This window comes from Micromonospora lupini str. Lupac 08 (assembly GCF_000297395.2).
In the GTDB taxonomy this organism is placed as follows: Bacteria; Actinomycetota; Actinomycetes; order Mycobacteriales; family Micromonosporaceae; genus Micromonospora; species Micromonospora lupini.
On sequence record NZ_HF570108.1, the window covers coordinates 1,043,910 to 1,056,366 of the forward strand.

The window sequence follows — 12,457 nt, forward strand, 5'->3', positions numbered from 1 at the left end:
GGCCCGCCGCCCTGGCCGGACGCCCCGGCCCGCCACCCGGCCCGGCGACGCGGCCGGACGCCGCTGCCGCGCCGGAGACCGTGGCGGCGTCGGGGTTGGAGTCGGTGGGTGCCCGGGTACTGCGGGCGGATCACGGGAGGGTGCGGGTGGCCTTCTCCGTGGCCTGGCGGCCTGCCAGGCGGGCCGGGTCGAGGTTGGCGCAGAGGACGATCGTGGCCGCCCGGGTGAGCGGCGCCAGCAACCAGTCGACCGGGTCGGGATAACGGTCGGCGTCGACCAGGACCCGGGCCCCCGGCTCGATGCCCAGCTCGGTGGCGCGGGCCTCGGCGCGGGCCAGCAGTTGCGCGTCGGCGGGGCCGGGACCGGACCGTGGGGTGAAGTGGTCGCCGTGCCCGCGCACCTCGACCACGTAGTCGGCGAAGCCGGGCGGAACCTGCCGCAGCGGGGCGGCGAGCGGGGCGAGGCCCAGGGCGTACCGCTCGTCGGCGGACCAGGACTGTGCCTCGTCGAGCCGGTCGGCGGCGGCGAAGAGGACGTCCACCGCGCCCGGTGTGTCGACGACAGTCACCTTGGCCGACCAGCAGCCCAGCAGCACGGCGGCGGTCTGCCAGTGCGGAGGGAGCAGCACGCCGGCCGGTGTGCCCGGCGCGAGGCCGACCTCGTCGACGAGGAGGTTGGCGGTCTTCGACACCCAGTTGGCGAGGGTGGCGCCGGAGAGTTCGGTGCGGTCGCCGGTGGAGTCGTCGTACCAGGTGAGCAGCGGTCGGGTCGGGTCGGACGCGATCGCGTCAGCGAACACCCGGGCAATGTTGTCGGCCATCGGCGCGAACGATACGCCTCCGCCGCCCGTACTCGATGACGATGACAAGTCGGCGTACCGTCGGGTCGCAGTCAGCGTCGGCCCCGTACTCCGGCGTAGGCTTTACCCCGGAGTGTTGTTCCCCACAGACCCACCTTCAAGGAGTCGCCCCGTGACCGCCGGTCGCCCGCCCCGCGTGCTCATCGACGCCACGAGTGTCCCCGCCGACCGTGGTGGCGTCGGTCGATACGTCGACGGTCTGCTCGGTGCCCTCGGCAAGGTGTGCGGGTCGGGGGTGGAATTGGCCGTGGTGAGTCTGCGCACCGACCTGGAGCGTTACACCCGGATGCTGCCCGGCGCGGAGATCATCCCCGCTCCGGCCGCCGTGGCGCACCGCCCGGCCCGGCTCGCCTGGGAGCAGACCGGCCTGCCGCTGCTCGCCCAGCAGGTCGGCGCGCACGTGCTGCATTCGCCCTTCTACACCTGCCCGCTGCGGGCCGGGTGCCCGGTCACGGTCACCGTGCACGACGCGACGTTCTTCACCGAGCCGGAGCACTACGACAAGTCCCGTCGCACGTTCTTCCGCAGCGCCATCAAGACTTCGATGCGTCGCGCCAACCGGGTGATCGTGCCCAGCAAGGCGACCCGTGACGAGCTGATCCGGCTGCTCGACGCCGACCCGACCCGCATCGACGTGGCCTACCACGGTGTCGACCACGACGCCTTCCACGCGCCCAGCGAGGAGGAGAAGGCCCGCGTGCGCGCCCGGCTGGGCCTGGGCAACAGCACGTACGTCGCCTTCCTCGGCGCCAAGGAGCCGCGCAAGAACGTACCCAACCTCATCCGCGGCTGGGCCCGTGCGGTGGCCGACCGGGCCGATCCGCCGGCCCTGGTGATCGCCGGCGGGCAGGGGCACGACGACGACATCGACCGGGCGGTGGCCGAGGTCCCGTCCCACCTGCGGCTGCTGCGCCCCGGCTACCTGCGCTACGGCGACCTGCCCGGCTTCCTCGGCGGCGCTCTGGTGGCCGCCTACCCCTCCTACGGCGAGGGTTTCGGGCTGCCGATCCTGGAGGCGATGGCGTGCGCCGCTCCGGTGCTGACCACCCCTCGGCTTTCGCTGCCGGAGGTGGGCGGCGACGCGGTGGCGTACACGTCGGAGGACGCGGAGCAGATCGGCACCGACCTGGCGGCCCTGCTCGACGACGAGCAGCGTCGGTTGTCGCTGGCGAAGGCCGGCTTCGACCGGGCCAAGGAGTTCACCTGGGAGTCCAGCGCCGAGGTGCACATCGCCGCGTGGAGTCGCGCCCGGTCGTGACCGTTCGTGCCCTCTCGTGGTGACCCGTGCCACTGCGCGGGGATGCGTCGGGCATGATGTGCGGATGCTTTATGCGGTCATCCCGGCAGGTGGCAGCGGCACAAGGTTGTGGCCGTTGTCCCGCGCCGGCCACCCCAAGTTCCTCCACCCGCTGACCGGCACCAGCGCCTCGCTGCTCCAGGCGACCGTGGAACGGCTCGCGCCGCTCACCACGCCGGATCGGACCCTTGTGGTCACCGGCGCCGCGCACGTCGCGGCGGTCGCCCGGCAGTTGACCGGGCTGCCGGAGGAGAACATCCTGGTCGAGCCGTCCCCTCGGGATTCCTGCGCGGCCATCGCGCTGGCCGCGGCGGTGATCGCACAGCGTGACCCGGACGCGGTCATGGGGAGCTTCGCGGCCGACCACCTGATCCGCGACCCCGACAGTTGGGTGCGCACGGTGCAGGAGGCGGTCCGGGGGGCCGAGCACGGCTTGCTGATGACGGTCGGCATCACCCCGACCCGTCCGGAGACCGGCTACGGCTACCTGGAGACCGGCGACGAGACCGAGGGCACGCCGTGGCGCACGGTGGCCGAGTTCAAGGAGAAGCCGGCCGCCGAGGTCGCCGAGGCGTACGTCCGTTCGGGCCGGCACCTGTGGAACGCGAGCATGTTCGTCTGGCGGGTGGACGTGTTCCTCGCCGAGTTGGCCCGCCAGCAGCCGGCGCTGCACGCGGGCGTCACCGCGATCGCCGCCGCCTGGGGCACTCCGGAGCAGGACGACGTGCTCGGCACGGTCTGGCCGACGCTGCCGAAGATCTCCGTGGACTACGCGGTGATGGAGGGCGCGGCCACCGCGGGTCGGGTCGCCACCGTGCCGGGCGACTTCGGCTGGAACGACGTCGGTGACTTCCACACCCTGGGTGACGTGCTGCCGGCCGACGACGCGGGCAACGTGGTGCTCGGCACGGACGCCAAGCCGGGCGTGCTCCTGCGGGACACCGCCAATCTGGTGGTGGTGCCGCAGTCAGGGCGGTTGGTGGCTGTCCTCGGTGTGCGCGACCTGATCGTGGTGGACACTCCGGACGCGGTGCTGGTCTGCCCACGTGACCGGGCTCAGGACGTCAAGGCCCTGGTCGACGAGCTCAAGGAGCGAGGCGAAGAGGGCTACGTCTGAGGGCCGCGAGGGCCGGCGTGACCAGTTGTGCGGTCCCGCCGGCCAGCGGCTCGGGCAGCCGGTCCGGTGGGAACCAGCCCAACTCCTCGGCCTCGTCGCTGATCTGCTCCACCGCGCCGCTCGGGGCGACCACGGCGAACCGGACGTCGTAGTGGCGCGACCCGCCCTGGCAGAGCACCTCGTGCACGTCGATGTCGATCGGCACGGGGTCGATGCGCAGGTCGGCGATGCCGGACTCCTCGGTGGCCTCCCGCAGGGCGGCCCCGACCAGGGTGTGGTCGACCGGCTCGCAGTGCCCGCCGAGCTGCACCCAGCGCGAGAACTTGGCGTGCAGGCAGAGCAGCACCCGGGAACCGGTCGGGTCCAGCACCAGCGCGCTGGCGGTGACGTGGCCGGGACGGTGCTGCCGGCTCATCGCGACCGGCCCGGCGGCGAGCAGCGCGAGGGTCCGGTCCCGCGCGTCGGCCGCCGCCGGGCTGGTCGGCTGCCAGCCCTCCAGCAGCGCGACCGCGTCGGCGTGCAGCGTCGCGTACGACGCGGGATCGGTGGGGTCGACGACGGGTCCGGTGAGCGCGGTGTCAGGCACCCCGTCACTGTACGAGCGCGCCCTCCGTACTCTGGCGCGGTGACCCTGCGACTCGTCGAATTCGTGGTGGCCGGCAACGAGGCCAGCGATCTGCTGCCGGTGCGGTCGTCGGCCCTGCTGCGGTCGTACGGTGCTCGGCGGGGTTTCTGGACGGTGCTGGACGAGGGCCCGGTGGAGCGCTGCCTCGCCCTGCTGCTGGAGTTGGACGACGGTACGTGGACGGCCCGGCACGTCACGGCGGACGCCGGGGTCGAGAACGGCCGGACCGAGGACGGTGAGGCGCTCGCCCACCACGACGGCTGGGTGTACGTCTTCGGCTCCCACTTCGGCTCGAAGGCGGGCCCGTTGCGCCCCCGTCGGGCGTTCGTGGCCCGGTTCCGGGAGGACGACGCGGCGGCCGGCCCGCTGCCGGTGCACGTGGTGCGCAACCGGTTCCGGCTGCACCGGGCGGTGAACGACGCCCTCGCCGCGTCGCCACTGACCCTGCTGCCGGCGGGGGAGCGGGTGCGCGACCGGTTCATCGTGGAGACCCTGGCCCGGGGGACCAGCCGGGCGAAGAGCTGGGTGAGTCGCCTCGCCCCCGACGACCTGCCGTTGAACGTGGAGGCCGCGGCCTTCACCCCGGCCGGCACGGTGCTGCTCGGGTTGCGGTTCCCGGTCACCGAGGCCGGCGAGCCGATCCTGGTGGAGGTGTCCGGCGTGCCGGGCATGTTCGCCGCGGACCCGGTGTGGCCCCGGGCGCTGGGGGCGTACGCGGTGACCGGGGTGACCCCGCCGGGCGAGCTGACCGGCTTCCGGGCGATGGTGCCGACGCCGGACGGCGGGTACGCGGCAGTGATCGGCTCGATCGACGCGCTGGGCAAGGGGTCGGTGCTGCTCGACGACCATCCGGACGGGGGTGCGGTCACGTCCCGGCACGTGCGGTTCCGGCTGCCGGTGGGGCGGACGGACGACTCGTGCCGACTGGTCGGTGAGCTGGCGGCCGACCTGGCGCCGTTCCACCACGTCGAGGGCCTGGCCGAGCTGGACGGGCGGCCGTTCTACGTCACGGACGAGGACCACCGGGTCGCGCTCTGGGTCGGCTGAGCGGGTAGGCGCACCACGGCGATGGGATGACCGGACGGCACCTCTGCGGAGCAAGGGCCGCAGACCCTCGTGGTGCCGCCCGATCACCGGTCCCTCCCCGGTCCCCGGTGCCCCGGCACCGGACGCGTCCATGACGTGTCGGGTGCCGTGCTCGGGCACTGGAAGCATGCCTAACCGGCCCCGAAGGCGTCGAGGTTTTTCAACCCAGGCTTAAAGATGGAGATAACTGCCGCCCGGGTAGAGTCGAACGGTCGCCCGGCATCCCTCTGCCGGCGACACGGGAGCGCTCCATGCTGAAGATCCACTTTTCCGGCGAGGACATCCTTCGGACCCGGGTGGCGCCGGCGGCCGACCCGGTCTGGGAGCTGGTCCTCAGCCTGCACGTGTTGCAGGGCCGCAACCGCGACCCGCTGACCTCGACCTGGCGGCGCACCGTGACCCGCGGACTGCGCCAGGACGCGTCCTCCGAGCAGCTCCGGCTGCTCTTCGCCCTGAATCCGCCGCGCGGCTACTTCCCCGACTTCCTCACCCCGTACGCAAGCGTCGAGGGTTTCGAGGCGGGGCTGGAGGCGGTCCGCAGCACGCCGATCGAGCTGCTCCAGCGGGACCTGACCCTGGTGGCGGCCGACAACCAACTGCCGGCCTCGGCCTCCGCGCTGGCCCGGGGTGACGTGGCGACGCTGCGCCACCTCGCGGATTCGATGGAGCAGTACCGGTCGCTGGCGATCGGCCCGTACTGGAGCCGGATCCAGTCGGCGGTGGCGGCGGACCGCACCCGCCGCGCGCGGGCTCTGCTCGACGGTGGCGTCGAGGGGCTGTTGGCCAGCCTCCGCCCACGGATGCGGTGGGACAGCGGGGTGCTGGAGGTGCGCGACTACCCGCACAGCCGGGAGCTGCACCTGGACGGCCGAGGGCTGCTCCTGGTGCCGTCGTTCTTCTGCGCGGGCACCCCGGTCGCCCTGCTCGACCCGGCGCTGCCGCCGGTACTGGTCTACCCGGTGGACCGGCTGGGCGGGCTCGCCACGACCGACGGCGACGCGCTCGCCGCGTCGAGCGCCGGCCGCGACTCGCTGGCCGCGCTGCTCGGCCGGACCAGGGCGGCGGTGCTGGAGGTCAGCGACGACGGCTGCACCACAGGCGAGGTGGCCCGCCGGCTCAACATCTCACCGGCGGCGGCCAGCCAGCACGCCACCGTGCTGCGCAACGCGGGCCTGCTCGTCAGTCACCGCGACCGCAACACCGTGCTGCACACGCTGACCCCACTGGGCCGGGCCGTGCTGGACGCGTGACCCCTCTCTCCGCTCGTCTCTTCGCGCGTCGATCATGAAGTTGTCGCCCTGACACGCCGAGGTGACGGGCAACAACTTCATGATCGATGCGGAGGGCGGCGACGCTGGGAGAGGCCCGGCGGGTTGGGGTCTGGTTACAGGGCGAGGGCGGCGCTGGCCGGGCTGCCGGCCGGCGGGGGCAGCAGCGTCGACCGGACACCCTCGGCGGCCAGGGCGACGCGCAGCCGGTGCAGGTCGGCGCCGAAGCGGACCAGGTCCATCGGGTCGAGCGGCGCCGGGGCGGTGCCGAGCACCAGCGCGCTGGCGTCGGCCGGCCAGCCCGGCACCTCGGCGACCAGGCCGGCGCGTACCTCCGCCTCGTCGACAAGGGTGAAGACGGTGCCGGGGGTGACCACCTCGGCCACCGCGTCGAGCGCCCGTCGCACCGCGGCCGGGTCGGCCGGCTCGGGGCCGACCGCCTCGGCGAGGGTCGCGGCCTCGGCCAGCCCGGCCGCGCGGGCCTCGGCGGTGCCCAGCGAGAACAGGTCCTGCGCGGCATCGCGGATCAGCGTCCGCGCGCCGTCGGAGTCGTCCGTGCGGGTGGCCGCGAGGTAGCCGCGCACCACGGCCACCGGCACCTGGTCACACTTGCCCTTGATCAACTCGCCGGCGCCGGCCAGCTCGTCCACCACTGCCATCTGGGTCAGTTGCAGCTCGTTGCCGTACGGGTCCACCTCGCCCCGATGGTCGCGGATGGCCGGCATCCCGGCCACCCCGAGCGCGACGTCGGTCAGCCCGTTGCGCCAGGGTCGGCCCATGGTGTCGCTGATGATCACCGCGACGTCCAGGTCGTACCGGTCCCGCAGCGCGGCGCGCAGCTCCCGGGCCGACGCGTCCGGGTCCACAGGCAACAGCACCAGCCGGGTCTTGTCGACGTTCGACGCGTCGATCCCGGCGGAGGCCATCACGAAGCCGTGGTGGGTCTGCACGATCCGGGTCGGCCCCCGGCTGGCCACCACCCGGGCGGTCTCGCCGGCCAGCACCTCCTCGCGGGCGACCAGCCGCTCCGGCCCGTCCGCCGGGACGTCGACCAGCCGTCCCTCCGCCTTGGAGACGATCTTGCTGGTCACCACCAGCACGTCGCCGTCGCGCAGCCAGGGCGCGGCGGTGGCGATCACCGCCGCCAGGTCGTCACCCTCGGTAACATGGCCGATGCCCAGCACCGGCAGGATCTCCAGCCTCACGTCAACTCCACCGCGGCGCGGACCATCGCCGCCGTCGCCGCCTCGTCGGTCATCCGCAACGGCATCGCGCGGACCGTCACCTCCGGCACCAGCGTGCCGGCGTCCTCCTCGGCCACCAGCCAGCCGTCCAGCAGCCCACCGGCCGCCCGACCGCCGTACAGGCGGCCCACCCCGGCCGCGCTGCACTCGACCCCGAGCACGGCGAGACAGCGGTCGGCCATTCCCCGGACCGGGGCGCCGCCGATGATCGGCGAGACACCCACCACCGGCGCCGGGCCGTCGGTCACCGCCTCCCGCATCCCCGGTACGGCAAGCACCGGCGCGATGCTCACCACCGGGTTGCTCGGCGCGATCAGCACCAGGTCGGCCGAGGCGATGGCCTCTTGCACCCCGGGTGCCGGCTTCGCCGTGTCCGCGCCGACGAAGACGAAGCGGTGGGTGGGGATGTCGGCCCGATAGCGCACCCACCACTCCTGGAAGTGGATCGCCCGTTGGCCCTGGTCGTCCTCGACCACGGCGTGGGTCTCCAGCCGGTCGTCGGTCGCCGGCAGCAGGCGTACGCCGGGCTGCCATCGGGTCGACAGCGCCTCGGTGACCGCGCTCAGCGGGTAGCCGCCGTTGAGCATGGTGCTGCGCACCAGGTGGGTGGCGATGTCCTTGTCGCCGAGGCCGAACCAGGTCGGCTCGGCCCCGTACGCGGCCAGCTCCTCCTTGACCGTCCAACTCTCGCCGACCCGGCCCCAACCCCGCTCGGGGTCGGCGCCGCCGCCGAGCGTGTACATGACGCTGTCCAGATCGGGACAGATCTTCAACCCGTGCAGCCACAGGTCGTCGCCGACGTTGACCACGGCGGTCACCTCGGCGCCGACCTCCCGGGCGTACTCCCGGACGCCGAGCAGGAACCGGGCGCCGCCGATGCCGCCGGCCAGAACCACGATGCGCATGTCGACCATCCTCGCGTACGTGACGCCTCCGGTCCGTCGGTGGCCGTAGAGACTAGGCTCACGTGCGCCCTGTCCGTCCATGCCCCGAGGGGGAGCTCGTGACCAGCCCCGCCGAGCCCGCGTCCGCCGACGCGACGCAGGCCCGCCAGCTGACCAAGCCACTGCGCGAACTGGGTGCGCTCGCCCTGCTCGGCGCCAACGCCGTGTTCCTCTTCGTGGGGCTGCTCCGGCTGCTCACCCCGAACGACTACCGCGGTTTCACCGACCGAGCGGGCGACCAGTTCTTCTCGTTCATCGGGGTGGAGGCGGTGGCGCTGCCGCTGCTGGCCGTCCTGCTGGCCACCCACGTCGCGCCGGTCGTGCCGAAGGCGAAGCTGATCACGCAGGTGGCGCTCGGCGAGTACGCATTCAGCGCCGTGCTCGGCACCCTCACCATGCTCGTCTGGACGGTGGGCCGGCTCGCCCAGGCCGAGATCCTCGACGCGTTGCTCGGCATCCTCACCCGCTTTGCCTGGCTGGTGATCTTCGCGGTGGCCGCCTGGGTGGTCTTCACGATCTGGCGGGCGTTCTACTACGTGCCCAAGCCGAAGCCGCAGCCGGGCGTCTACGGCCAGCCGCAGCCGGGCTGGCCGCAGCAGCAGGGTGGTTGGCCGGCCCCGGGCCAGCCCGGCGGTCAGCCGCAGGGCGGATGGCCCGCTCCCGGCCAGCCGGGCGGCTACCCGCAGGCAGGACAGCCGGGCGGTTACCCGCCGGCGCAGTTCCCCGGTCAGTACGGCCAGCCGTCGCCGCCGTTCCAGGCCCCGCAGTCGGCGCCGCCGCACCCGCAGTCCGCGCCGCCGTTCCAGGCCGCCCCGCAGTCCGCGCCGCCGTTCCAGGCCGCTCCGCAGTCGGCGCCGCCGTTCCCGCAGTCCGCGCCGCCGGCCAACCCCGCTCCGCAGTCGGCGCCGCCCGCGGCGCCGTTCGGGCAGCCGCCGTCGGCCGACCCGACCCAGGCGATCCCGCGTCAGTCCGTCGACCCGGGTGCCGCCGACCCCACCCAGGCGATCCCGCGCCCGTCCGCCGACGCCGACGCCGACCGCACCCAGCACATCAATTCCGCCACGCACCCGGAGCAGCCCCGCTGAGTAGTCCAGCGCCTCCGGGCTGGTGATGCTCGGGTCGTCCTTTGCTCTGCTTCAACCGAGGCAACACCTGGTGTCCGGATATCGGACGCGCGGTGGTGCGTGGGTTGAAGCAGAGCAAAGGAGCCGAAGGTGGGGTGCCGGCCCCTGCACCGACGGATCAAGTGATCATGGCGTGCCGTTTCCCACGCTGCGGGCCGGGACTGGTGGGACGGGCTCGCGCTGCGCATAGGCTGAGCGGATGGTTGATCGCACCCACTCCGGTCCGAGCGAGGCGAGCGTGCGGCGGGCACTGGGCCGGGCCGCGACCGGGCGCGCGCTTGACGTCGACGAGGCGACCGCGCTGCTCGCCGCCCGCGGTGCCGCCCTCGACGAGCTGCTCCGGATCGCGGGTGGAGTCCGCGACGCCGGGCTGCGCGACGCCGGGCGGCCGGGAGTGGTCACGTACTCGAAGAAGGTCTTCATTCCGCTGACCCGGCTCTGCCGGGACCGCTGCCACTACTGCACGTTCGCCACCGTGCCGCACCGGCTTCCGGCGCCGTTCCTGGACCGCGACGAGGTGCTCGCCATCGCGCGGGCAGGTGCCGCCCAGGGCTGCAAGGAGGCCCTGTTCACCCTGGGTGACCGGCCGGAGGAGCGCTGGCCGGCGGCCCGGAGCTGGCTCGACGAGCGCGGCTACGACTCCACACTGGACTATCTGCGGGCCTGCGCGGTGGCCGTGCTGGAGGAGACGGGCCTGCTGCCGCACCTCAACCCGGGCGTGCTGTCCTGGTCGGAGCTGCAACGGCTCAAGCCGGTCGCCCCGAGCATGGGAATGATGCTGGAGACCACCGCGACCCGCCTGTGGTCCGAGCCGGGTGGCCCGCACTACGGCTCGCCGGACAAGGAGCCGGCGGTCCGGTTGCGGGTGCTCGACGACGCCGGCCGGGTCGGGGTGCCGTTCACCACAGGCATCCTCATCGGCATCGGGGAGACCCCGGCCGAGCGGGTGGACGCGCTGTTCGCGATCCGCCGCGCCCACCGGGAGTACGGGCACCTCCAGGAGGTGATCGTGCAGAACTTCCGCGCCAAGCCGGACACGGCGATGCGCGGCATGCCCGACGCCGAGCTGCACGACCTGGCCGCCACGGTGGCGGTGGCCCGCCTGCTGCTCGGCCCGAAGGCCCGCATCCAGGCCCCGCCGAACCTCATCGCCGGCGAGTACGACCTGCTGCTGCGCGCCGGCATCGACGACTGGGGCGGCGTCTCCCCGCTCACCCCCGACCACGTCAACCCGGAGCGCCCGTGGCCGCAGATCGAGGAGCTGGCCCGGCACTCCGAGCTGGCCGGGTTCACGCTGCGGGAGCGGCTGACGATCTACCCGGAGTACGTGCGCGCCGGTGACCCGTGGCTCGACCCGCGGCTGCTGCCGCACGTGAGCGCGCTGGCCGATCCGGCGACGGGCATGGCTGTCGAGTCGGCCGTGCCGCAGGGCCACCCGTGGCAGGAGCCGGAGGAGACGTTCGGCGGGCGTACCGACCTGCACGCCACCATCGACACCACCGGCCGCACCGATGACCGGCGGGGTGACTTCGACAGCGTCTACGGGGACTGGGCCGAGGTCGCCGGCAAGGTCACCCCGGAGGCGGCGGCGCGGCGTGCGGGCGTACCCCAGGCGTCGGCCGGGAGCGGCGCGGACCGTGACCTGGCGGCCGGGCTGCGGTTGGCAGCCGACGACCCGGCGGCGCTGCTCGACCCCCGGCACGCCGACGCGGCGCTGGCGCTGTTCGGCGCGGACGGGCCGGCGCTCGACGAGGTGTGCCGCCTCGCCGACGACGTGCGCCGCGACACCGTCGGCGACGACGTCACCTACGTGGTCAACCGCAACATCAACTTCAGCAACGTCTGCTACGTGGGCTGTCGGTTCTGCGCCTTCGCCCAGCGTGAGCGGGACGCCGACGCGTACCGGCTCTCCGTCGACCAGGTCGCCGACCGGGCCGAACAGGCGTGGGCGGCCGGCGCCAGCGAGGTGTGCCTCCAGGGCGGCATCGACCCGAAGATGCCGGTCACCGGGTACGCCGACATCGTGCGCGCCATCAAGGCCCGGGTGCCGGACATGCACGTGCACGCGTTCTCCCCGATGGAGATCGTCACCGCCGCGGCGAAGGCGGGCGTGCCGGTCCGCGAGTGGCTGACGCAACTGCGCGAGGCCGGGCTGGACACCATCCCGGGCACCGCCGCCGAGATCCTCGACGACGACGTGCGCTGGGTGCTCACCAAGGGCAAACTGCCGGCCGCCGCCTGGGTCGACGTGGTCAGCACGGCCCACGAGCTGGGCATCCGGTCCAGCTCCACGATGATGTACGGCCACGTCGACCACCCGGGGCAGTGGCTGGCGCACTTCCGGGTGCTGGCCGGTGTGCAGGACCGTACCGGCGGGTTCACCGAGTTCGTGGCGCTGCCGTTCGTGCACACCAACGCCCCGATCTACCTGGCCGGCATCGCCCGCCCGGGGCCGACGTGGCGGGAGAACCGGGTGGTGCACGCCATGTCCCGGCTGCTGCTGCACGGCCGGATCGACAACATCCAGTGCTCCTGGGTGAAGCTCGGTGACGAGGGCACAGTCGCGATGCTCCAGGGTGGCTGCAACGACCTGGGCGGCACGCTGATGGAGGAGACCATCTCCCGGATGGCCGGCTCGGACAACGGGTCGGCGCGTACCGAGGAGCAGTTGCGGGCCATCGCGACCTCCGCCGGGCGTCCGGCGCGTAAGCGTTCCACTGCGTACGGTCACGCCCCGCGCTGAGGTCGAACCTTTTCCCGCCGCCGGCCGTACCACGCGGTGCCGGCGGCGGTCGCGGCGAGGACCGCCGCCGGTGTCCCCTCAGGGGCCCGGCGGCGTCGGTCGACGGCACCGGACCCGTCCGTCACCGCGGGCGCGTACCGCGCCGCCGCC

General features: G+C 73.6%; 10 protein-coding genes. 6 read left to right on the plus strand and 4 right to left on the minus strand.

Translation table 11 applies throughout. The features are described 5' to 3' along the window. Positions 1-130: 130 nt before the first annotated feature. Positions 131-820: a TIGR03089 family protein gene (locus tag MILUP08_RS06115; protein ID WP_007455768.1), complete on the minus strand. Its 690-nt coding sequence runs from the start codon at positions 818-820 to the stop codon at positions 131-133. Between the two features lie 151 nt (positions 821-971). On the opposite strand from MILUP08_RS06115, the gene MILUP08_RS06120 reads away from it, so the two are divergent. Together MILUP08_RS06120 and MILUP08_RS06125 are read left to right on the plus strand one after the other, a co-directional pair. Beyond that, positions 972-2,117, plus strand: a complete 1,146-nt coding sequence (locus tag MILUP08_RS06120; RefSeq protein ID WP_007455770.1) for a glycosyltransferase family 4 protein — start codon at positions 972-974, stop codon at positions 2,115-2,117. 64 nt (positions 2,118-2,181) lie between these two features. After that, on the plus strand, positions 2,182-3,273 hold the full coding sequence (locus MILUP08_RS06125; RefSeq protein WP_007455772.1) for a mannose-1-phosphate guanylyltransferase: 1,092 nt from the start codon (positions 2,182-2,184) through the stop codon (positions 3,271-3,273). On the opposite strand, the gene MILUP08_RS06130 is transcribed toward MILUP08_RS06125, so the two are convergent. Further along, entirely contained in the window at positions 3,242-3,796 is a 555-nt protein-coding gene (locus tag MILUP08_RS06130; protein WP_051065888.1) for an NUDIX hydrolase, read from the minus strand. The genes MILUP08_RS06125 and MILUP08_RS06130 overlap by 32 nt on opposite strands. Before the next feature lie 102 nt (positions 3,797-3,898). On the opposite strand from MILUP08_RS06130, the gene MILUP08_RS06135 reads away from it, so the two are divergent. Beyond that, positions 3,899-4,945: a hypothetical protein gene (locus MILUP08_RS06135; protein WP_007455774.1), complete on the plus strand. Its 1,047-nt coding sequence runs from the start codon at positions 3,899-3,901 to the stop codon at positions 4,943-4,945. A gap of 290 nt (positions 4,946-5,235) precedes the next feature. Further along, a complete protein-coding gene (locus tag MILUP08_RS06140; RefSeq protein WP_007455775.1) occupies positions 5,236-6,234 on the plus strand; it encodes a winged helix-turn-helix domain-containing protein in 999 nt (332 codons plus the stop codon). A 134-nt stretch (positions 6,235-6,368) separates the two neighbouring features. Here the strand turns inward: MILUP08_RS06140 and MILUP08_RS06145 are convergent, their stop codons facing one another. Together MILUP08_RS06145 and cofD are read right to left on the minus strand one after the other, a co-directional pair. Next, positions 6,369-7,457 carry a coenzyme F420-0:L-glutamate ligase gene (locus MILUP08_RS06145; RefSeq protein ID WP_007455776.1) on the minus strand — a complete coding sequence of 363 codons (1,089 nt, stop codon included), beginning with the start codon at positions 7,455-7,457 and terminating at the stop codon, positions 6,369-6,371. Then, positions 7,454-8,401: a 2-phospho-L-lactate transferase gene (gene cofD / locus MILUP08_RS06150; protein WP_007455777.1), complete on the minus strand. Its 948-nt coding sequence runs from the start codon at positions 8,399-8,401 to the stop codon at positions 7,454-7,456. Before cofD ends, MILUP08_RS06145 begins: the two co-directional genes overlap by 4 nt. A 98-nt stretch (positions 8,402-8,499) precedes the next feature. Here cofD and MILUP08_RS06155 point away from each other — a divergent pair, with 98 nt between their 5' ends. Together MILUP08_RS06155 and MILUP08_RS06160 are read left to right on the plus strand one after the other, a co-directional pair. Next, entirely contained in the window at positions 8,500-9,525 is a 1,026-nt protein-coding gene (locus MILUP08_RS06155; RefSeq protein ID WP_007455778.1) for a hypothetical protein, read from the plus strand. A gap of 238 nt (positions 9,526-9,763) precedes the next feature. Then, positions 9,764-12,307 carry a bifunctional FO biosynthesis protein CofGH gene (locus MILUP08_RS06160; protein WP_007455779.1) on the plus strand — a complete coding sequence of 848 codons (2,544 nt, stop codon included), beginning with the start codon at positions 9,764-9,766 and terminating at the stop codon, positions 12,305-12,307. Positions 12,308-12,457 lie beyond the last annotated feature (150 nt).